Annotated in this window: 19 protein-coding genes and 1 tRNA gene; 12 read left to right on the top strand and 8 right to left on the bottom strand. The window is 61.7% G+C overall.

Features of this window, described 5'->3' with window-relative positions; all coding sequences use genetic code 11:
* The first annotated feature begins 105 nt into the window (after window positions 1-105).
* The gene (locus NBH21_RS08615) at window positions 106-516 is read left to right on the top strand and encodes a secondary thiamine-phosphate synthase enzyme YjbQ (RefSeq protein WP_280925045.1); all 411 of its coding nucleotides are present in this window, start codon (window positions 106-108) and stop codon (window positions 514-516) included.
* Window positions 517-778: 262 nt separating this feature from the next.
* Complete coding sequence (locus tag NBH21_RS08610) at window positions 779-1,129, top strand: hypothetical protein (protein WP_250915889.1); 351 nt, start codon at window positions 779-781, stop codon at window positions 1,127-1,129.
* Window positions 1,130-1,423: 294 nt separating this feature from the next.
* Here the strand turns inward: NBH21_RS08610 and NBH21_RS08605 are convergent.
* Window positions 1,424-1,499, bottom strand: a tRNA-Ile gene (locus NBH21_RS08605).
* Between the two features lie 156 nt (window positions 1,500-1,655).
* Here NBH21_RS08605 and NBH21_RS08600 point away from each other — a divergent pair.
* On the top strand, window positions 1,656-2,399 hold the full coding sequence (locus NBH21_RS08600) for an SIMPL domain-containing protein (protein ID WP_250915890.1): 744 nt from the start codon (window positions 1,656-1,658) through the stop codon (window positions 2,397-2,399).
* A 210-nt stretch (window positions 2,400-2,609) separates the two neighbouring features.
* Here NBH21_RS08600 and NBH21_RS08595 read toward each other — a convergent pair whose 3' ends face one another.
* The 4 genes from NBH21_RS08595 to kdgD all read right to left on the bottom strand — a co-directional run bounded on the left by NBH21_RS08595 (window position 2,610) and on the right by kdgD (window position 7,159).
* Complete coding sequence (locus NBH21_RS08595) at window positions 2,610-2,924, bottom strand: hypothetical protein (protein ID WP_250915891.1); 315 nt, start codon at window positions 2,922-2,924, stop codon at window positions 2,610-2,612.
* A gap of 343 nt (window positions 2,925-3,267) precedes the next feature.
* On the bottom strand, window positions 3,268-4,701 hold the full coding sequence (locus tag NBH21_RS08590) for an NAD-dependent succinate-semialdehyde dehydrogenase (protein WP_250915892.1): 1,434 nt from the start codon (window positions 4,699-4,701) through the stop codon (window positions 3,268-3,270).
* Between the two features lie 80 nt (window positions 4,702-4,781).
* The gene (locus tag NBH21_RS08585; protein WP_250915893.1) at window positions 4,782-6,206 is read right to left on the bottom strand and encodes an FAD-binding oxidoreductase; all 1,425 of its coding nucleotides are present in this window, start codon (window positions 6,204-6,206) and stop codon (window positions 4,782-4,784) included.
* Window positions 6,203-7,159 (bottom strand): 5-dehydro-4-deoxyglucarate dehydratase, encoded by a 957-nt coding sequence (kdgD, locus tag NBH21_RS08580; protein WP_250915894.1) that lies wholly within the window; start codon window positions 7,157-7,159, stop codon window positions 6,203-6,205. Before kdgD ends, NBH21_RS08585 begins: the two co-directional genes overlap by 4 nt.
* Window positions 7,160-7,280: 121 nt before the next feature.
* On the opposite strand from kdgD, the gene NBH21_RS08575 reads away from it, so the two are divergent.
* The 9 genes from NBH21_RS08575 (at window position 7,281) to NBH21_RS08535 (ending at window position 17,403) form a co-directional block, all read left to right on the top strand.
* The gene (locus NBH21_RS08575) at window positions 7,281-8,183 is read left to right on the top strand and encodes a LysR family transcriptional regulator (protein ID WP_250915895.1); all 903 of its coding nucleotides are present in this window, start codon (window positions 7,281-7,283) and stop codon (window positions 8,181-8,183) included.
* Between the two features lie 159 nt (window positions 8,184-8,342).
* Window positions 8,343-9,941: an ABC transporter substrate-binding protein gene (locus NBH21_RS08570; protein ID WP_250915896.1), complete on the top strand. Its 1,599-nt coding sequence runs from the start codon at window positions 8,343-8,345 to the stop codon at window positions 9,939-9,941.
* Window positions 9,941-10,888, top strand: coding sequence for an ABC transporter permease (locus tag NBH21_RS08565; protein WP_250915897.1), 948 nt, complete (start codon window positions 9,941-9,943; stop codon window positions 10,886-10,888). The genes NBH21_RS08570 and NBH21_RS08565 overlap by 1 nt, the downstream gene beginning before the upstream one ends.
* Window positions 10,885-11,724: an ABC transporter permease gene (locus tag NBH21_RS08560; RefSeq protein WP_250915898.1), complete on the top strand. Its 840-nt coding sequence runs from the start codon at window positions 10,885-10,887 to the stop codon at window positions 11,722-11,724. Before NBH21_RS08565 ends, NBH21_RS08560 begins: the two co-directional genes overlap by 4 nt.
* Window positions 11,724-13,364: an ABC transporter ATP-binding protein gene (locus tag NBH21_RS08555; RefSeq protein WP_250915899.1), complete on the top strand. Its 1,641-nt coding sequence runs from the start codon at window positions 11,724-11,726 to the stop codon at window positions 13,362-13,364. The genes NBH21_RS08560 and NBH21_RS08555 overlap by 1 nt, the downstream gene beginning before the upstream one ends.
* A 20-nt stretch (window positions 13,365-13,384) precedes the next feature.
* On the top strand, window positions 13,385-14,326 hold the full coding sequence (locus tag NBH21_RS08550) for a 2-hydroxyacid dehydrogenase (RefSeq protein ID WP_250915900.1): 942 nt from the start codon (window positions 13,385-13,387) through the stop codon (window positions 14,324-14,326).
* Between the two features lie 22 nt (window positions 14,327-14,348).
* The gene (locus NBH21_RS08545; protein ID WP_250915901.1) at window positions 14,349-14,729 is read left to right on the top strand and encodes a cupin domain-containing protein; all 381 of its coding nucleotides are present in this window, start codon (window positions 14,349-14,351) and stop codon (window positions 14,727-14,729) included.
* A gap of 21 nt (window positions 14,730-14,750) precedes the next feature.
* Window positions 14,751-16,103, top strand: coding sequence for a glutamine synthetase family protein (locus tag NBH21_RS08540; RefSeq protein WP_250915902.1), 1,353 nt, complete (start codon window positions 14,751-14,753; stop codon window positions 16,101-16,103).
* 10 nt (window positions 16,104-16,113) lie between these two features.
* The gene (locus NBH21_RS08535) at window positions 16,114-17,403 is read left to right on the top strand and encodes an NAD(P)/FAD-dependent oxidoreductase (protein WP_250915903.1); all 1,290 of its coding nucleotides are present in this window, start codon (window positions 16,114-16,116) and stop codon (window positions 17,401-17,403) included.
* A 23-nt stretch (window positions 17,404-17,426) separates the two neighbouring features.
* Here the strand turns inward: NBH21_RS08535 and NBH21_RS08530 are convergent, their stop codons facing one another.
* From NBH21_RS08530 to NBH21_RS08520, 3 genes are all read right to left on the bottom strand, one after another.
* On the bottom strand, window positions 17,427-17,645 hold the full coding sequence (locus NBH21_RS08530) for a hypothetical protein (RefSeq protein ID WP_250915904.1): 219 nt from the start codon (window positions 17,643-17,645) through the stop codon (window positions 17,427-17,429).
* A 261-nt stretch (window positions 17,646-17,906) separates the two neighbouring features.
* Window positions 17,907-18,980: a saccharopine dehydrogenase family protein gene (locus NBH21_RS08525; protein ID WP_250915905.1), complete on the bottom strand. Its 1,074-nt coding sequence runs from the start codon at window positions 18,978-18,980 to the stop codon at window positions 17,907-17,909.
* 10 nt (window positions 18,981-18,990) lie between these two features.
* On the bottom strand, window positions 18,991-19,761 hold the full coding sequence (locus tag NBH21_RS08520; RefSeq protein WP_250915906.1) for an amino acid ABC transporter ATP-binding protein: 771 nt from the start codon (window positions 19,759-19,761) through the stop codon (window positions 18,991-18,993).
* Window positions 19,762-19,765: the final 4 nt, after the last annotated feature.

The raw sequence follows: 19,765 nt of genomic DNA, 5'->3' as shown, positions 1-19,765 counted from the left end.
GGAGTTTCCGTTTTTATTGCTGTCTATCGATTTTCTCGCTGGCAATTTTCTTACTGGATTGTGTCGGTTTGACTAACGAGAGGAAATGAAGCCGTGGCGCTGAGAATGATAAATATCGCGACGAAAGGGCAGGGGCTCTACGAATTCACCGACGCGGTGGAGGCGTTTCTCGGCGCTTCAGGAGTGCAGGAAGGGCTGATGACAGTGTTTGTCCGCCATACTTCGTGTTCTCTGGTCATTCAGGAGAATGCGGACCCGTCGGTGCAACGTGATCTCAAGGCATTTTTCGCTCGTCTCGTGCCTCCGTCCGACGATGTGTCAATGCGTTGGATCTCCCACAGGGACGAGGGACGGGATGACATGCCGGCCCATATCAAGGCGGCCCTGACGCAGGTTTCCATCGGCATTCCCTACAGTCAAGGGCGGTTGCTTTTGGGGACATGGCAGGGAATCTACCTCTTTGAACATCGCAACCGGCCGCACCGTCGTGAGATCGTGTTGCATTGCGGGCCTTGAGACATTTCCGCTGAGAGCCGGACCGCTCTTCAAGGTCTCTCTGGTTGTTTTCAAATCACTCGGGGTAACTTTCTCACCGCGTTCCTGTTCGAATTGCACGGCGTCCAGCTTCGGATCTCCCCGTAGTTTCGGTGTGTATTCGGGCATGAATGAAGACTGAACGGTCGGTTCGGATCGCATTCAGGCGGTGCCGCATAGTCTCTCCTCAATCGCTGAAGCAGGCGGGAATGACCAACGAAGTTCCCAGATGAGGAGACAGACAATGATGGGTGTTTTTGCAAAGACCGGCCTTGCAGCCTTGATCGCGCTGGGCGCGACGTTCGCCACCGTTTCCACGGCTGCCGCCGATGGCTGGCGCTTCCGCTATGATGGTCCCGGCTATGACATGGATTACGGTCGTGGCGGCCATAACGGCTACGAGCGTCGTCATCAGCGCCCACGCGGCGGCTGCTTCCCGGGCGAGGCTGTCGAAAAGGCCCGCTGGAATGGCCTGCACCGTGCCCGCGTGCATGACGTGACCCCGCGCCGCGTGGTCGTGGGCGGCGTCCGGCACGGCGATTTCGACCGCATGGTCTTCGCCAACGTGCGCGGTTGCCCGATCATCCGTTACTAATCGGAGGAGTTACCGGTGGCGGGCTGTTGACGGTTGTTCCAACCGCCAAGCCTGCCGCCGATTTGTGGATGACGGGGAGACTAAGGGGACCTCCCGATTCGTCGTCGGATTGCGGAGATCGCACATGCCTGTTCTCCACTTTTGCAATGGAGTTTAGGGCGCGCGTCACTCGGAAAGTTCGTAGCGGATTCGGGAAATTGTGTCTGCCACGGGAAAAACGGGTCGGTTTCCCAGTCGTGTAACCTCTTGCTTGCCCATATTCAGTGCTTAAAAATCAAGTGCATGCACGTGAAATGGTGGGCCCGGAGGGACTCGAACCCCCAACCAAGCGGTTATGAGCCGCCGGCTCTAACCATTGAGCTACAGGCCCTGCCCGAGTGAGGGGCGGTCGTGCGGGCAATGGCTCCCGCAACGGTCGGTTCGCTCTAACGCAATTCGTACATACCCACAAGCCTTTGCCGCAATGGCTTCACAATCACAAGTCAACAAGGCATGGGATAGGGACGCTTCATCAAAGGGAAACACGATGACCAGCAGCAAGATCGGGGGCCTTGCCCTCGCAGCAATGATCACCACCACCACTCTGATTGCGCCTCAGTCGGCATGGAGCGCCGAGCAGGAAAAGCGCGAGGCCACCATTATCGTCTCCGGCGAAGGCGAAACCACGCTTGCGCCTGACATGGCCACGATGACGCTGAGTGTCGTGCGCCAGGCGAAGACGGCCGAGGAAGCGATGAAGGCCAATAACGAGGCCATGGTGAAGGTCCTTGCGGATCTCAAGGAAAAGGGCATCGCGGAACGCGACCTGCAGACTTCCGATTTCTCTGTGCAGCCGCAATACCGTCAGGACAAGGCCACCGACGGCAGCTATCAGGCGCCGGAAATCGACGGCTACCTCGCCACCAACTCTCTTGCCGTGAAGGTGCGGGACCTGTCGAAGCTGGGTGGCCTGATTGATGCGAGCGTCAAGCTCGGCGTCAACCAGGGTGGCAACATCGTCTTCGGCAATGACGATCCGAAGAATGCCGTGACGGAAGCCCGCCAGAAAGCGGTGGCCGAAGCTGCCGAAAAGGCGAAGGTTTTGACGGAAGCGGCCGGTGTGCGCCTCGGACGCGTCATCGAGATCAGCGAAAACTTCGCCCGCCCCATGGCCCAGCCGATGTATCGCGTCGCCATGGCCAAGGAAATGGCAGCTGACGCGGTGCCGGTGGCCAGCGGCGAAAACAGCTACACCGTGACCGTCAACATCACTTACGCGCTCGAACAGTAAGTGTGGAGGTATGTCCTCAAGCTGTTCAGATTTCCCGAGCCAGCTCTCCTGCCCCGGTACACCTTTGCCGGAATTGCCTCTCGGGCCGTGGTAAGGCGGTCGAATATCGATCCTGAGGCAGGATCTCGGGCAAATCCAGCGGCGGCGATGGTATTCGCAAGACACCGTATATGGTCGTGCGATCCATCCCGCCGATGCCAGTTCATGCGTTCACTCGCATTTCCCTGTGGCGTCGAGTTCGTAGGTGGTCTTGCCAGTTCCCTTCGGCGGAATCGGGGTCAGATAGACCTTGAGATCGCATTCCTGCACGCGGATGGTCCACTCATGGGCGCCGCCCTTGCGCGTGCCGGTGTTGGAAATCGCGCCGATCGGTGCCTGACGCACGGCGTCGGCGACTTCCTTGCTCGAAAGGATGAGGTTGATCTGCTCACCGCTGTCGTAGAAGCCTGAGAGTGCGGCATTGGAGGGCAGGGCCGCGAGGATGACTGGAAGGACGATGGTAATGGCGGTGGCAGTGGTTTTCACAAGTATTTCCTTCGTTTTCATTTCGACGGATTGTCGATCGCACGGTCTTTTCCGGTACCATGCCTGACCGGCTTCTGTCGCGCCGCTTTCACATCCCTTCCTTGGCTTGTCACCGAGGCTTGCAAAGCTTGTCAAAGAGAGGCGATGCCGCGCGCTCGTATCTCTTTCTCCTTGCTGAAGGCCCAAAAAAGAAGGCAGAAGCTGCCTTAGCCGCTTCTGCCTGAAAGGCGGTCAAACCGCCGGACGATGATGGGGTGGGGATACTCATCGTCATTTCGTCAGGCCGCGAAGAACAATCGTCCCGCGGCCAGCATTCATTTCAAGAGGTTCGCGACAGGAAGCCTCAGATGGCTTCCGTCACCAGTTTCGTGTTGACGTAGGCGTCCAACGCCTCGGTGCCCCCTTCGGAGCCCTGGCCGGAATCCTTGATGCCGCCGAAGGGGATTTCCGGAAGGGCGAGGCCGAGATGGTTGATCGTCAGCATGCCGACCTCGACCTTTTTGGCCAGAAGCGCGCGGGTTTCCGCCGCAGAGGTGAAGGCATAGGCGGCGAGGCCGTAGGGCAACCGGTTGGCTTCCTCTATCACCGCTTCCGTATCGCGGAACGGGATCATCGGCGCCAGCGGGCCGAAGGGCTCTTCGCTCAGGATGCGTGCGTCCGAAGGCAGGTTGGTGATGACCGTCGGCTGGAAGAAATAGCCCTTGCTGTTCAGACGTTCGCCGCCCAAGGCAATCTCGGCGCCCTTGGCGCGGGCGTCGGCTACCAGCGTTTCCATCGCCGGAATACGGCGGTCATGGGCGAGCGGGCCCATATTGGTGCCTTCGTCCAGACCGTTACCGACCTTGATGTTCTTCGCGACCGCCATGAGGCCCTCGAGGAAGCGTTCGTAGACGTTCTCATGAACCAGAAAGCGGGTCGGTGAGACGCAGACCTGACCGGCGTTGCGGTACTTGCTGAAGCCGAGCAGCTTGGCGGCCTGATCGACATCGGCGTCGTCGAAGATGATGGCCGGGGCATGGCCGCCGAGTTCCATGGTGCTGCGCTTCATGTGCAGGCCGGCCAGTGCTGCCAGCTGCTTGCCGACGGCGGTCGAGCCGGTGAACGAGATCTTGCGAATGTCCGGGTGAGCGATCAAGTATTCGGAGATCTGGGCCGGGACACCGAAGACCAGATTGATGACGCCATCGGGAACGCCGGCATCGGCGAAGGCGGCGATCAGCGCCATGACGCTGGCGGGAGTCTCTTCCGGGGCCTTGATAACGACCGAGCAACCGGTGGCAAGCGCGGCGGAAATCTTGCGCACCGCCTGGTTCAGCGGGAAGTTCCACGGCGTGAAGGCCGCGACCGGGCCGACCGGCTCGCGGATAACCAACTGCTGTACGTTGGTGGCGCGGGCCGGGACAATGCGGCCGTAGTTGCGGCGGCCTTCTTCGGCCAGCCAGTCGATGACGTCGGCGCAGGCGAGCGTCTCGATGGTGGCTTCGGCGAGTGGCTTGCCCTGTTCGATGGTCAGGTTGCGGATGATCTCCTGCGAGCGGCTGCGCATGAGTTCGGCGGCCTTGCGCATGATCTTGTAACGCTCGAAGGCCGAGACATCGCGCCAGATCTTGAAGCCGGCGACGGCAGCGGCAACCGCTTCTTCAAGGTCTGCTTCGGTTGCGACCGGTACCTGACCGATCACTTCTTCCGTTGCCGGGTTGATGACCGGCAGGGAAGCGCCGTTGCTGGCGCCGCGCCACACACCGGCGATGAACATCTTGGGAGCGGGATAGGTCATGTTCTTCTCCAAATCTTTCATTCAATCATGATCGGTTCCGAGCAGTCCCGGTTCCGTTAGTCTCAGTTCCGGGCAGCCGTTTACACGACCTTGCCCGGGTTCATTCTGTTATCCGGATCAAGCAGCGTCTTTATCGCCCGCATCAGTTCCAGCTCCATTCCGGCGCGGAACTTCGCCAGCGTTTCGACCTTTGCCTGGCCAATGCCGTGCTCGGCCGAGAAGCTGCCGTCGAGCGACTGCACCACGCTGTTCAACGCCGCGACAATGGCGGGTTCGAGCGTGCGCAGTTCCCCCGATACTTCCCGGGTCGCGGGGCTGAAATTGAAATGGATGTTGCCGTCCCCGAGATGGCCGTAGCAGATGGGCTGTGCCAGTGGTGTGACGGCCGCAACCGCTGCGGTCGCTTCGCTCAGCAGATCCGGAATTCGCGCGACCGGCACGGACACATCGTTCTTGACGGAATAACCGGCGTCGTTCTGCGCAAAGGAAATCGCCTCGCGGAAGGCCCACATCGCCTTTCTCTGCGTTTCGCTGGAGGCGATCAGGGCATCGGTGATCCAGCCGTGCTCGAATGCATTTCCAAGGTCGGCTTCGATCTCTGCGGCGGCTTCTTCCGAAGCGCGCATATGGGCGAATTCGATCAACAGGCAGTCGCCGGTTTCCGTGGTGACGGAAAGGGTCGAGGCAAGCTCCGGCCGATATTTCGCGATCAGCGCGACGGTTGCTGCGCTGATGTATTCGAAGGCGACCAGTGCGTCGAAATGCGCCCGGCGCAGGCTGTCGAGGAGCGACAGGGCGGAGGAGATGTCGACGACCGGGCAGAATGCCGTGGTGGTGCGTTGCGGCTCCGGCGCCAGTTGCAGCACGGCGCCGGTGACGATGCCGAGCGTGCCCTCGCTGCCGATGAAGAGGTGGCGCAGTGCGTAACCGGTATTGTCCTTGGTCAGCGCGCGCATGCCGTTCCAGATGCGTCCGTCCGGCAGTACGACCTCGAGGCCCATGACCAGATTGCGGGTCATGCCGTAGCGCAGAACATTGCTGCCGCCGGCATTGGTGCCGATGACGCCGCCGATCTGGGCGGAACCTTCCGACCCGATCAGGATAGGCAGATTGAGTTGCGCCGTTGCCGCATGCTGACGCGCTGCGGCAAGCGTTATTCCGGCATCCACGGCGATTGTCATCGCCATGGCATCCAGTGACCGAACCTTGTTCATCCGCGCAAGATTAAGAACGACGGCGGTGCCTGCATCGTTGGGCACGCCGCCGCCGACCAGTCCCGTGCGGCCGCCCTGCGGAACCACCGCAACGCCGGCCTGGGCGCAAAGCCTCACGGTTTCAGCCACTTCAGCGGTCGAGCCGGGCAGAACGGCGCAGAGCGCCTTGCCCTTGAAGTGGCCCCGCCAGTCGGTCTCATAGGGTGCGAGATCGGCCGGATCGGTCAAAACCCGATCCGTCCCGACCACAGCAGCAAGTGCTGTCAGAAGAGGTTCGGCTGCAAGCGTCACGCGCTTGCGTCCGCGGGCTGGCGGGACAGCGGAGCGCTGGTCTCGATGCCCTCGATCAATGCGGTCAGTTCCGACATTTCAGCTTCCGTGAGATCCACCAGGGGAGAGCGAACCGGGCCTGCATCCCGGCCCATGGCGCGCAATCCGGCCTTTACGATCGAGACGGCATAGCCACGACGACGCGACCTGATTTCGATATAGGGCAGAACAAAATTGCGCAATCCCTGCATGATGGCCGCGTGGTCGCGACGCAGCACGGCAGCATGGAAGTCCATGGCGAACTTCGGCACGAAGTTGAAGATCGCCGAGGAATAGGTGTTTACGCCCATGTCCAGATAGGGCAGCGCGAAGGTTTCTGCCGTCGGCAGGCCGCCGATGAAGGTCAGGCGCCCCTCGAGCAGGCTCTGGATGCGGACCATCAGTTCGACGTCGCCGACGCCGTCCTTGTAGCCGACTAGGTTGGGGCAGCGTTCCGCAAGACGGGCCAGGGCGTATTCGTCCAGAATGGCGTTGTCGCGATTGTAGATGGTGACGCCAAGCTTGGTGGAGGCGCAGATCGCCTCGACATGAGCTTCGAGCCCGGCGCTTTCCGGCGTGATCAAGTAGGGCGGCAGCACCAGCAGGCCGTCAGCGCCTGCCGCTTCCGCACGGGCGGCCATTTCAACGGCCATCGACGTGCCGTAGCCGACGCCGGCGATGACCGGCACGCGGCCCTTCATCTGGTCGATGGCGACGCGGGTCACGGTCTCCACTTCGGCCGGCGAAAGCGAGAAGAACTCGCCCGTGCCACAGGCTGCGAAGAATGTTGCCGGGCCGAAGCCGGTCAGCCATTCGAGGTGGTCGCGGAAAGGTTCGGGCTGGAAGGCACCGGTCTTGTTGAAGTGGGTTACCGGAAAGGACAGAAGCCCTTTCGAAATCTCTCCGGCCATTTCCTGCGGTGTCATGCGGCTCATCAATTCAATCCCATTTGTTTGTGCGGTCTTCGGCAAGAAGCGCCAGTCGCACAATTTATAGGCTTTACAATTGATGCTATCGACATAAAAATAAGCATTGTTCGATACGTATGGAGCATCAATGTTTGAACTCAGTCACCTTCGCTGCTTTGCTGCCGTGGCCGACGAACTGCATTTCGGACGTGCCGCTGCCCGCCTTCACATGACACAGCCGCCGCTCAGCCGGCAGATCCAGCAGCTGGAGCATCAGGTGGGTGTCGAGCTGCTCAACCGGTCCAGCCGCTCGGTGAAGCTGACGCCGGCCGGTCGGTCCTTTCTGATCGAGGTCCGGCGGATCCTGAATCTCGCCGAGAGCGCGTCTTTGTCGGCGAGACGCATTGCCGAGGGCAGGGATGGCGCGCTGGCCGTGGGCTTCACCGCATCCGCGAGCTACAGCTTTTTGCCGCAACTGTTGACCGCGGCGAAGGTGCCGCTGCGCAACATCGATTTCACGCTTAAGGAAATGGTGACTCAGGAGCAGCTGGAAGCGCTGTCTTCCGGACAGATCGATGTCGGGCTCATGCGCCCGGTGGTTGGGCATGAGGAGCTTGATTTCTTTGTGGTTGCGCGGGAAAAACTGGTCTGCGCCATTCCTATAGACCACCCTCTTGCCCGCCGGCGCACGATCACGGCGCAGGACTTCGATCAGGAAACCTGCATCGGCTATTCACCTGTCGAGGCGCGTTATTTCTATGACCTGCTGGCCGCCGTGTTCCTGTCTGTCGGGGTCACCCCGCGTTACATTCATTACATGTCCCAGATCCATGCGATCCTGGCGCTGGTGCAGGCCGGGCTGGGTATCGCACTCGTTCCCGAATCCGCCCGCCAACTGCAATTCGAATCCATGGTCATCCGTGAGGTCGAGTTGAGCCTGCCGCAGCCGGTGACGCTCTCCGTTGCCTGGCGACGCAACAACGACAACCCGGCGCTGAACGGGTTCCTGACACTCCTGAGAACCAGGGCTGCAGCGGCGGTTTCCAATTGATGCAATAGATGCATCAAACAATACATTAATTAACGTAGACGGTATTATTCAAAGTGACTAGCATCCGGGGTGTCACAAAGATCGGTCGGCTTGGCGGCATGGTTCCGCGGCCGAAAAACGAATGTCCAAAAGGACGGCAACCGGCGAAAGAGGGTTCGAATGTCTACAACTGGGAACGGTAAGGTAACCGTCATGCCGGGTGCGGCTGGCGGTATCTCGCGCAGAACTTTGATGAAGAGCGGCGCTGCCATGGGGCTGGCGCTCGGAATGGGCGGCGGTCTGCTGCCCTCGATGGCCCGTGCGGCTGAACCGAAGAAGGGCGGCACCTTGCGGGCCGGTATCCTCGGCGCCACGAGTAACACCAACGACCCGGCGCTCAGAACCGATGAATTCGGTGTCATGTCCGCCTACACGACCTTCAACCATCTGGTCGAAATCAAGGCCGACAAGACGCTGGCTCCGGAGCTGGCCGAGAGCTGGGAAGCCAAGCCGGGTGCGACCGAGTGGATCTTCAATCTGCGCAAGGGCGTGGAATTCCACAACGGCAAGACGCTCACTGCCGCCGACGTCATCTACTCGATCAACCGTCACCGCGGCCCGAACACGCAGTCCGGCGCAAAGAGCCTGATGGCCTCAATCAAGGAGATCAAGGCTCTTACCGATAACCAGATCCAGATCACGCTCGACGGCCCGAACGCCGACCTGCCGTTCAACTTCAGCGGCGACCACCTTGCCATTACTCCCGATGGTTTCGAGGACTGGGCAAAGCCGGTCGGTACCGGCGGTTATATCCAGACATCTTTCGAGCCGGGCGTACGCGCCACCTGGAAGAAGAACCCGAACTACTGGAAAGAGGGCCGGGCTCACGTCGATGAAGTCGAATTCCTCGTTCTCAACGACACCCAGGCACGTCTTGCCGCGCTGCAGTCGGGGCAGATCGATGCGCTCGGTCTTGTCGATCCGGCTGCCGTCGAAATGCTGCGCAGCGTTCCCGGCCTGCAGGTGGTCAACAGCTCCGGCGGCCAGTTCTGGAGCTACGCACTGAACTGCAAGCAGGGTCCGTTCACCGATCTCAACGTCCGTACGGCGATGAAGTATGCGATCGACCGCCAGAAGATCGTCGACATCATCCTGCGTGGCAATGGTAAGGTCGGTAACGACCAGCCGCTGCCGGCAAGCGATCCGTTCTTCAACTCGGAACTGAAGCAGCGTCCCTACGATCCGGAGCAGGCCAAGCACTACCTCAAGCAGGCAGGCGTGGACAGCTTCAAGATTGCGCTCGACACCTCCGACGCGACCTTCGCCAACTCCGCCAACGTCGGCCTTCTCTACCAGCAGGCAGCCAAGGCAGCCGGCATCGACCTCGAAGTCGTGCGCCAGCCTTCCGACGGTTACTGGGATCAGGTCTGGCTCAATGTCGCGCACCCGATGACGACGGGCGTATGGATGGGCCGTCCGACTGCCGACATGATCATGTCGATGGTCTACCAGTCCACCGCTCCGTGGAACGAAAGCTTCTGGGCCAACGAACAGTTTGACAAGTTGCTGCTCGCAGCGCGTGGCGAACTCGACCAGGCCAAGCGCAAGGACATGTATTGGGAAATGCAGGCCCTTATTCACAATGACGGCGGTCACGTCGTGCCGGTCTTCGCCGACTTCATCGATGCCTACAGCAAGCGGGTTGGCGGCGTCGAGCCGAGCCCGTCCTGGTATCTCATGGGCGGCCGGTTCACTGAAAGGCTCTGGCTGGAAAGCTGATGATCCGATACCTCGTAAAGCGTCTGGCCATCGGCATCGTTCTGGTGCTCTTTGCCTCCGCCATTCTCTTCTTCGCCGGAGAGCTGCTGCCGGGTGACTTCGCGACCAAGCTGCTTGGTTCGCAGGCCACGCCTGAAACGGTAGCGGCGCTCCGGGAAGCGCGGGGCGTAAACAGCCCCGCAATCTATCGCTACCTTGCCTGGCTTGGCGGTCTGTTCCGGGGTGATCTCGGGAGATCGCTGACGAACGGCCGGGAAATCGGTCCGCTGATCGAAGCGCGCCTTGCAAATACGATGATCCTTGCCGGTTGTGCGGCATTGGTCGCAGTGCCGCTTTCGGTCGGCCTCGGTACACTGGCGGCGATCTTCCGCGACCGCTGGTTCGACCGGGTCGTTCTGGTCCTGTCGATGGTGACGGTGGCGACGCCGGAGTTCTTCTTCGCCTACATGGCCATCGCCCTGTTCGCGGTCAATTTCCATCTTCTGCCGTCGATCTCCATCGTCACGTCGGACATGAGCTTCGGTGACATGCTGCCGCTTCTGGTCCTCCCGGTCATGACACTGGTGATTACGTCATCGGCGCACATGATTCGACTGACGCGAGCCAGCATCGTCTCGGTGATGGATTCCGAATATGTCGGGACGGCCATGCTGAAGGGCATGCCGGAATGGAAGATCGTCATCCGGCATGTGCTGCCGAACGTGATGAGCCCGATCGCCAGCGTCGTCGTGCTCAACCTCGCCGATCTCGTGGTGGGTTTGATCATCGTCGAAGCGATCTTTGCCTATCCCGGCATGGGCCAGCTGATGGTTGACGCCGTTTCCAAGCAGGATGTCACCGTGGTGCAGGCCTGCGGCCTGATCTTTGCCGCGACCTATATCCTTCTCAACATGATCGCCGATCTCCTGGCTATCGGGCTCAACCCGCAATTGAGGCATGCAAAATGATGCTCCGCGACGCAACCACGCCGCAGAAGCGCTCGAGCCGCGGCCATGGCATCGCAGTGGGGCTCGCAGCAGCCTTCTGCCTGCTCTTCATCGTCTGCGCCCTCGGCGCCGATTGGGTAGCGCCCTATAGTGAAACCGAGCTGATCGCGCTGCCTTGGCAGAGCCCGGATCTCGCTCATCCGCTCGGAACCGACCAGCTGGGCCGGGACATGCTGTCGCGCATCATCTATGGTGCCCGCACCTCCATCGGCCTGTCGCTGGCGATCACCGGCATAGCTTTCGCTATCGGCGTGACGCTGGGCCTTGCCGCCGTTTCTCTCGGCGGCCTTGCGGATCAGGCGATCAGCCGCGTCGTCGATCTTTTCATGGCGCTGCCACCGCTGATCCTGGCGCTGCTTGCGATCAGCATTTTCGGAACGTCGCTGCTGACGCTGACGATTGTCGCTGCTGCCCTTTCCAGCATGCGTGTCTTCCGCCTGACCCGTTCGCTCGGGGCCGATATCGCGGTGCGCGATTTCGTCGATGTGGCGCGGCTTCGTGGCGAAAGCACATGGTGGGTGATGTTCCGCGAGGTTCTGCCGAACGCCATCATTCCGCTGATTGCCGAATTCGGGCTTCGCTTCGTCTTCGCCTTCCTCTTCGTTGCCTCGCTCTCCTTCCTCGGGCTTGGCGTGCAGCCGCCGATGGCGGATTGGGGCGGCATGGTTCGCGAGAATGTCGGCGCTTTCAACTACGGCAAGATCACGCCGCTGGTACCGGCGACCTGCATCGCCTTGCTGGCAATTTCGGTAAACCTGCTCGGCGACTGGCTGGTGCAGAAGCGGCGGGGTGCATGATGTCGGTCGAACGCGCTGTGAATACCCAATCCTCAACGCCGCTGCTTTCAATCCAGGACCTTTGCGTCGATGCTCCGCTTGCCGGTGGCAAGACCATCCGGCTGGTCCACAACGTCTCCTTCACGCTGGAACGCGGTCAGGTCATGGGCCTGATCGGGGAATCCGGTGCGGGCAAGTCCACCATCGGGCTTGCCACGCTCGGTGCCGGCCGGGGAGGGGCGTGGATCAGCGGTGGCAATGTCATTCTGAATGGCAAGGACATTCTCGCCGGTGGCGCCGCCTCGCTGCGTGAAATCCGCGGCCGCCGTGTCGCCTATGTCGCCCAGTCGGCGGCATCTGCCTTCAATCCGGCTTTCCGCCTGATCGATCAGGTAACGGAAACCGTGCGCAATTACGGTATGCTCGACAAGGACGCGGCTCGCCAGCGCGCCATCGAACTGTTCCGCAAGCTCGAGCTGCCGAAGCCTGAAACCTTCGGCGAGAAGTTTCCTCATCAGGCATCGGGAGGGCAGTTGCAGCGCGCAATGACCGCCATGGCGATGTGCGCCCGGCCGGATCTGATCGTGTTCGATGAGCCGACGACGGCGCTCGATGTGACCACGCAGGTGGATGTGGTTCTCGCCATTCGCGAGGCCATTCGAGAGGAGGGGATGGCGGCCCTCTATATCTCGCACGATCTCGCCGTGGTGGCGCAGATGGCGGACCACATCATGGTTCTGCGCCATGGACGCACGGTCGAGACCGGCGTTGCCGCCGAGGTTCTGAACGCACCTGCGCAGGATTATACCCGCAGGCTGATCGAGGCGCGCAACCTCGTCCACGTGCCGGAACCAGGGCCGAAGCCTCTGCTGGAGGTGCGCGATATCACCGCCAACTACGGCACGATGACGGTCGTGGATGGCCTCAGTATTGACGTGCCGCAGGGCCGGACACTTGCCGTGATCGGGGAATCCGGATCTGGTAAATCGACCTTCGGCCGGGTGATCTGTGGTCTGCTGCCGCCGAAGAAGGGGACGATTACCTTCAATGGCCGTCTGATGGCGCCAAACATGCGCAAGCGCTCCCTGGACGATCTCAGGGAAATCCAGATCGTGCACCAGATCCCGGATCTGGCGATGAACCCCCGGCACACCGTGGGTGACATCATCGGTCAGCCGCTGACAAAATTCCACGGTCTCAAGGGGGCCGAGCGTCAGGAAGGTGTCGCCCATCTGCTGGAGCAGGTGGAGCTCAGCCCGGATCTCGCCAGCCGTATGCCGTTTGGCCTTTCGGGTGGCCAGAAGCAGCGTATCTGCATTGCGCGTGCGCTCGCCGCCAAACCGAAGCTGATCATCTGCGACGAGGTGACCAGCGCGCTCGATCCGCTGATTGCCGATGAGGTGCTGCGTCTGCTCGCCCGCCTGCAGAAGGAGGAGCATGTCTCCTATCTGTTCATCACCCATGACTTCAGCGCCGTGCGCGCCATGGCCGACTATGTCGCGGTGATGCGCGCGGGACGGATCGTCCGGCAGGGACCGGCGGACGAGGTGCTGAACCCACCCTACGACACCTATACCGGGGCGCTGATCAAGGCCGTCCCGGAATTGCGTACCGGCTGGCTGGACGAACTGATCGCCGCCCGCCACGCCGAGACCGAATGAAGAGACCGGAGACTCCGACAATGAGAAACAACAAGGCCCTGCTGATCGCTGCCACCGGCGAAGATCCTGAACCCTATCGCGCCATTTTCCGCGAGCGGATGCCGGAACTGGTGGTTCACACCGACGGCGAGGATTACGATCCGGCCTCCGTAGCCTATGCACTGTGCTGGAAGCCGCGTGCCGGCTTGCTCGCCACCCTGCCTAACCTCGACGTCATCTTCTCCATGGGGGCCGGGATCGACCACATCATCGCCGACCCGCAGCTGCCGTCCAGGCAGCCGATCGTGCGCCTGATGCACGACAAGACACGGGAACAGATGCGGGATTACGTTCTGCATGTGGTTCTGCACTACTACCGCCAGATGGACGTTGCTGCCGCCCAGCAGGCGAAGAAGCAGTGGGAATTCCTGCAGATCCGTGACAAGTCGCGCCTCAAGGTCGGCCTTCTCGGTCTCGGCGAAATGGGCAGCACGGCAGGCAAGACGCTTGCCGCGCTCGGCTTCTCTGTCATGGGCTGGTCGCGCTCGCCCAAGGATATTCCCGGGATCACCAGCTTCAGCGGTGCGGACGGACTGAAGGCCATGGCTGCCGAGGCGCATTTCCTGATCTCGATCCTTCCGGCAACCGACGACACCATCGGCATTCTCAACCGCTCGCTGTTCGAGACGCTTCCGAAGGGCGCCATCGTCGTCAATCTCGGCCGCGGCAACCATCTTGTTACCGAAGACCTGCTGGCGGCGCTCGACAGCGGCCATCTCGGCGGCGCGACGCTCGATGTCTTCGCGCCCGAGCCGATGCCGCAGGACAGCCCGTTCTGGGAGCACCCGCTGGTACGTGTGACCCCGCATGTCGGCTCGGACGGCAACAGCGACATCGTTGCCGACGCCGTCATCGACAACATCCGCCGCGTCGAATCCGGTCTGCCGCCGTCGCCGGTCGGCGATCGCGCCCGCGGCTACTGACCTCTTTTCGAAGGAGTTTGACATGACCAATCTTCTGGCCATCGACGCCAACCCCTCCATGGAACCCGAACTGGGTTCCCCCCGTCCAGAACGGGTGATCGAGGGCGACCCGAAAAACAAGTCCTGGGACATCGAAGCCACTGCCGACAACAAGGTGACCAGTGGCGTGTGGGAAGTCGAGCCTGGCGCGTGGAACGTGGTCAAGGACAGCTGGGAATTCATGACTATCATTTCCGGTCACTCCGAGCTTATCGAGGACGGCGGCGAGACCATCGTGCTGAAGCCCGGCATCAGCTGCGTCATGCGCCCCGGATTCCGCGGCGTCTGGCGTGTGCATGAGACGACCCGCAAGTTCTGGGTGATCTACGACGCGGACGCACTACCCGCCAACGCCGCCAGCTGACGCGGCTTCAAGGAACCAATCATGCAAATCGAGACACAGATCCGCCCCGCTGACCCGCGGGCGGAAAAGGCTGGCTATGTTCTGGCGGCAACCTGCGACCTCAACGGATGTTTCCGTGGCAAGCGCGTCGAGGCTGCCTCGCTCGACAAGATCCTGAAATCCGGCATCCGCATGCCGATGTCGTCCATCGGCGTCGACATCTGGGGCACTGACGTCTTCGCGAATTCGCTGACGCTGGACCAGGGCGATCTGGACGGGATCTGCGAGCCGACCGAGCGCGGGCCGATCCCGCTTGCATGGACCGGCACGCCGTCTCAGTTCGTGCCGATGTGGATGCGGGCGGAAACCGGCGAGCCCTTTCTCGGCGATCCGCGCCGGGTGCTGGCCGAGGTCTTCGCCCGTTACCGCGCCGCCGGGCTGACGCCTGTTGTCGCGACCGAGGTGGAATTCTACCTGATCAACCCGATCTTTGCGCGTGCCACGCCCCTGTCACCGCCGTCTCCCGGGCATGCCGCGGCCAAGGACACGATCTACTCGCTTGAGGAACTCGCAGAGGTCGGTAGCTTTCTTGACGACGTCTATGAAATGGCTGCAGCTTGCGGTGTCGAGGTCGATGCCGCGACGTCCGAGAGCGGGCCGAGCCAGTATGAATTCAACCTCATGCATGGGCCGGATCCGCTGAGGATTGCCGACAATACGGTGTTCTTCAAGCAGATCGTCCGCAACATGGCGCGCAAGCATGGGTTTGCCGCGACCTTCATGGCGAAGCCCTATCCCGACCAGTCCGGCAGCGGCCTGCATGTGCATTTCAGCATTGTCGATACCGAGGGCCGCAATGTGTTCGACAATGGCGGACCCGAGGGCACGGAGATCATGCGTCAGGCCGTGGCCGGCCTGATCGAGGCCATGCCGGCTTCGACCGCGCTGTTTGCCCCGCATCAGAACTCCTTCCGGCGGCTTTGCCCTGACAGCCTCGCTCCGACGACGGCTGCATGGGGCTATGAGAACCGTACGGCCGCCATCCGTATCCCGGGCGGGCCTTCGGTCGCGCGCCGCATCGAACACCGCGTTGCCGGCGTCGATGCCAATCCGTATCTCGTGATTGCCGCGATCCTTTCGGCGGCGCTCGATGGCATCGAGCGCAAGGCCGTGCCGCCGGCGCCTACCCAGGGTAATACCTATGCCAGCGATGCGAAGCTCTTGCCGACCACATGGCCGTCAGCACTCGATCTGTTCGAAAAGAGCGACGTCATCAGGCGCATCCTGCCCGACCGACTGGTCGAATTGTTCGTTGCCGGCAAGCGACAGGAGCTTGCGGTTTTCAACCGCGACATATCTGATCTGGAATATGCCACCTACCTGCACATCGTTTGAAGAGCGTCCCATGTCCGAAGCCTATCCGCAGTCCTACTACGCCGCCAGCGCCAACCCGATGCAGCCGTTCGAAGAGCTGGATGGCAGCATTCGCGCCGACGTCTGCATCGTCGGCGGCGGGTTCACCGGCCTCAATACCGCCATCGAACTGGCGGAACGCGGCCTGTCGGTGGTCGTTCTCGAGCAGAACCGCATTGGCTGGGGCGCATCGGGACGCAATGGCGGACAGGTGACGGGTTCGCTTTCCGGTGACAAGGCGATGGAGACGCAGTTCCGTCGCACCATGGGCCGTGATGCATCGGATTTCATCTGGGATCTGCGCTGGCGCGGCCACGGCATCATCAAGCGGCGCGTGGAGAAATACGGCATCCAGTGCGATCTTAAGCACGGTCATGTGCAGACGGCCTACAAACCGTCCCACATTCCGGAACTGCGTGCTCTCTACGAAACCGCAGTCGAGCGCGGTATGGGCGACGAGGTGGAGTTCGTCGAAGGAAAGGCCATGGCGGCGCTGGTAGAGAGCCCGCTTTACCCGGCCGGCCTCATCAACCGCCGCAACATGCATCTCCACCCGCTCAATCTCTGCCGCGGCGAAGCGATGGCGGCAGCTTCCATCGGCGTGCGCATTTTCGAAGACGCCAAGGTCATTGAGATTAAGGATGGGGCCCTGCCGGTGGTCCGCACTGCAAGCGGCGACGTGATAGCGACGACTGTGCTGATGGCGGGCAACGCCTATCATCGGCTGGCGCGGGGCAAGATGCGCGGCGCGCTGTTCCCGGCCTCGCTCGGCGTGGTGGCGACCGAGCCATTGTCCGAGCAGACGGCCAAGGCGATCAATCCGCAGGATCTGGCGGTCTATGACAACCGCTTCGTGCTCGACTATCACCGCCTGTCGGCCGACCGTCGGCTGATCTTCGGCGGCGGCACCAATTATTCCGGCCGCAACAGCAAGGACATCGCCGCCGAACTGCTGCCCGCGATCGAGAAGACTTATCCGCGCCTGAAAGGCGTGAAGATCGCCTATCAGTGGTCTGGAATGGCTGGGATCATCGTCAATCGCATCCCGCATCTCGGCCGGATCGCGCCGAACATCTTCTATGCCGAGGGCTACTCCGGGCACGGCATCGCAACGACCCATATTGTTGCCGAGATCATGGCCAAGGCGATCACCGGCACGATGGAAGAATTCGACGTCTTCGCCGGCGTCGATCACATCCGGCTGCCGTTCGGCGCCTGGGTCGGCCAGCAGGCGCTTGCTGCGGGCATGTGGTATTACAAGCTGCGCGAGAGCCTGCGCTAACAGGCTTCCGCATCCCGGTCGGGTTACTCGTCGGACATCAGCCCGTCGAAGACTTCGAGCATCGCATCGACAATCGCCTGTCCCAGCGCATTGGCGGTTTCGGCGATCTGCTCGTCGTTGGCGTCGCGTGCGGCCACAGCAAGGTTGCCGCCCTGATCCGCGACGATGGCGCGAGCGCGTTCAATGGCCCACTGGGCGAAATCCGCCCGGTTTTCGATGGTCATGCTTTCTTCGTTGTCCATGGAATGCTCTCGGAAGGATGTGGGTGGATGAAGGTGAACGAGCCGCTTCAGGCGATGGCGTGAAATGCAGTGGGTTCACGCCGCCATGTCGAGTGTCTCAATATGCCCTCATTCGCCTGCGTTCAATCGCATTGCGAGCCGTTCGCACTGATGTTGGATGATTGCCGACGGCAGTTGCGATTTGTCGCAGGGTACGGCAAGCCCGTGTCACCATTGATGCCGGGGCTTGCGGTAGTCCTTCAGGAAGCCTTTCGAAGGCGGTCAAGGCGCCATGCCGGTCAGGAAGCGGCTCTCGAGAATGGGTTCGACGGGCAGGCTGTGGTGGGCGATGATGCCGCGTTCGCCGAGTTCACCGCGCTTCAGAAGATCGATCAGGTTTGCCGCATAGCCGACGGCAACGCGGGTCAAGGCGTTGAAACGGCCGGCCTGGAAGGATGGAGAAAGGCGCCGGAAGATCGATCGCTCCACGCTTTCCACCTCGCTTCGCCCTCTCGCCGTGATGAAGAACATGACCACGTCCTCCTCTACGACTGGCAGGCCGTTGCAGAGCAGCGACTTCAGCATGTCGCGTCGCTTGCGCAGCCCCAGATCGTCCAGAAGGAAGCGCATGTAGTCCAGATGTCCGGGATGGCGGATTGTCTTGAATGTGAGACCGCGGACGGGCACCGCGCAGGAGGCGAAATCGTCGGTCATGCCGCCTGAGGTGACGAAGGCCTCGTAGGCCATCCCGTCCACCACGAAGCGCTCATAGTCTTCGAGGGGATCCAGCATGACCTTCTTGCCGTCGCGCAGGGCGGGGCTAGGCAGAAGATATTCGTCAAAAAGGCCGTCCATATTCCAGATGCGTCCGTAACCCAGACGGTTGACGGGGTGCTGCGGAATGGCGCCGACACGGATTGTCAGTTCCTCGATTTCCGAGAACTGCGAGACGAGATCCATGGCGAGCGTTTCGACCAGCCCGGGAGAGGCGCCGCAGCCGGTCAGGACCGCCCGATGTTCGGACAATCCCGCAAGCGCCGCCCTGGTTTCGGGAGCGGGTCGTGAAAAGTCGAGATAATGCGTCCCGATCTCGGCGGCCAGACGGACGGTTTCCGGCACGGTGCGGTCGGGTACGGCGGCAACGACGAGATCGTGACCGGCTGCCATGGAGCGCAGATCGCCCGGCAGGTAACCGGACCGAAAGGTGGCGTCGATTCCGGACCGTCTCGCCGCGTCGAGCGCCTCGTCGGTGCTGTCTGCGAGCGTGACGGCCATTTCGGGCAGGGTGGTCAGCGCACCGGCCAGGGCGGTGCCGATATTGCCCGCGCCGAAGATGAATGTCCGGAAGGGAGCCATCTCTTTTCTCCTATCCGTGGAACCGGGAAACGAAGCCCTTGAGGCGTTCGTTGCGGGGATTGCGGATGATATCCTCCGCTGAGCCGCTGGCGGCGATCACGCCCTGATCGAGAAACAGAACGCGGTTGGACACATCGGCAGCAAAGGCCATTTCGTGGGTGACGATGGCCATGGTCATTCCCTTTTCCGCAAGGCCGCGGATGACGGAGAGCACCTCTCCGACGAGTTCGGGATCGAGGGCCGAGGTCACTTCGTCGAGGAGCAGGACTTCAGGCTCCATGGCGAGCGCCCGGGCAATCGCGACGCGCTGTTTCTGTCCGCCTGAAAGGTGGTTCGGATAGGCGTCGCGCTTGGCTGCAAGTCCCACCTGTCCGAGCAGATCCAGACCAAGTTCTTCCGCTTCCTTCTTCGGGCGCTTGAGCACGGTCACCGGTCCTTCCACTACGTTCTGCAGCACCGTCTTGTGGGGAAACAGGTTGAAGTGCTGGAACACCATGCCGACATGGCGGCGCAGTGTGCCGAAGCCGATTTCCTCTCCCTTGTCGCGAAACGTGTCGCCGACCTTCTTCTGCCGGAAGCGGATGGCGCCTTCGCTCGGCACTTCCATGTGATTGAGACAGCGGATGAAGGTGGATTTTCCGGAGCCGGAGGGGCCGATGAGCGCAACGACCTCACCTCGGGCGAGCGAAAGGTCCAGTCCCTTCAGCACCTCGTGATTGCCGTAACTCTTGCGCAGGGCAATTGCCTCGATGATCGGGGCTTCGTTCTGTCGAGTGGTCATGTCG

It is taken from the genome of Ciceribacter sichuanensis (assembly GCF_024055605.1).
In the GTDB taxonomy this organism is placed as follows: domain Bacteria; phylum Pseudomonadota; class Alphaproteobacteria; order Rhizobiales; family Rhizobiaceae; genus Allorhizobium; species Allorhizobium sichuanense.
The sequence above is the reverse complement of the archived record's forward strand: the minus strand, read 5'-3'. Positions and strand labels throughout refer to the sequence as shown.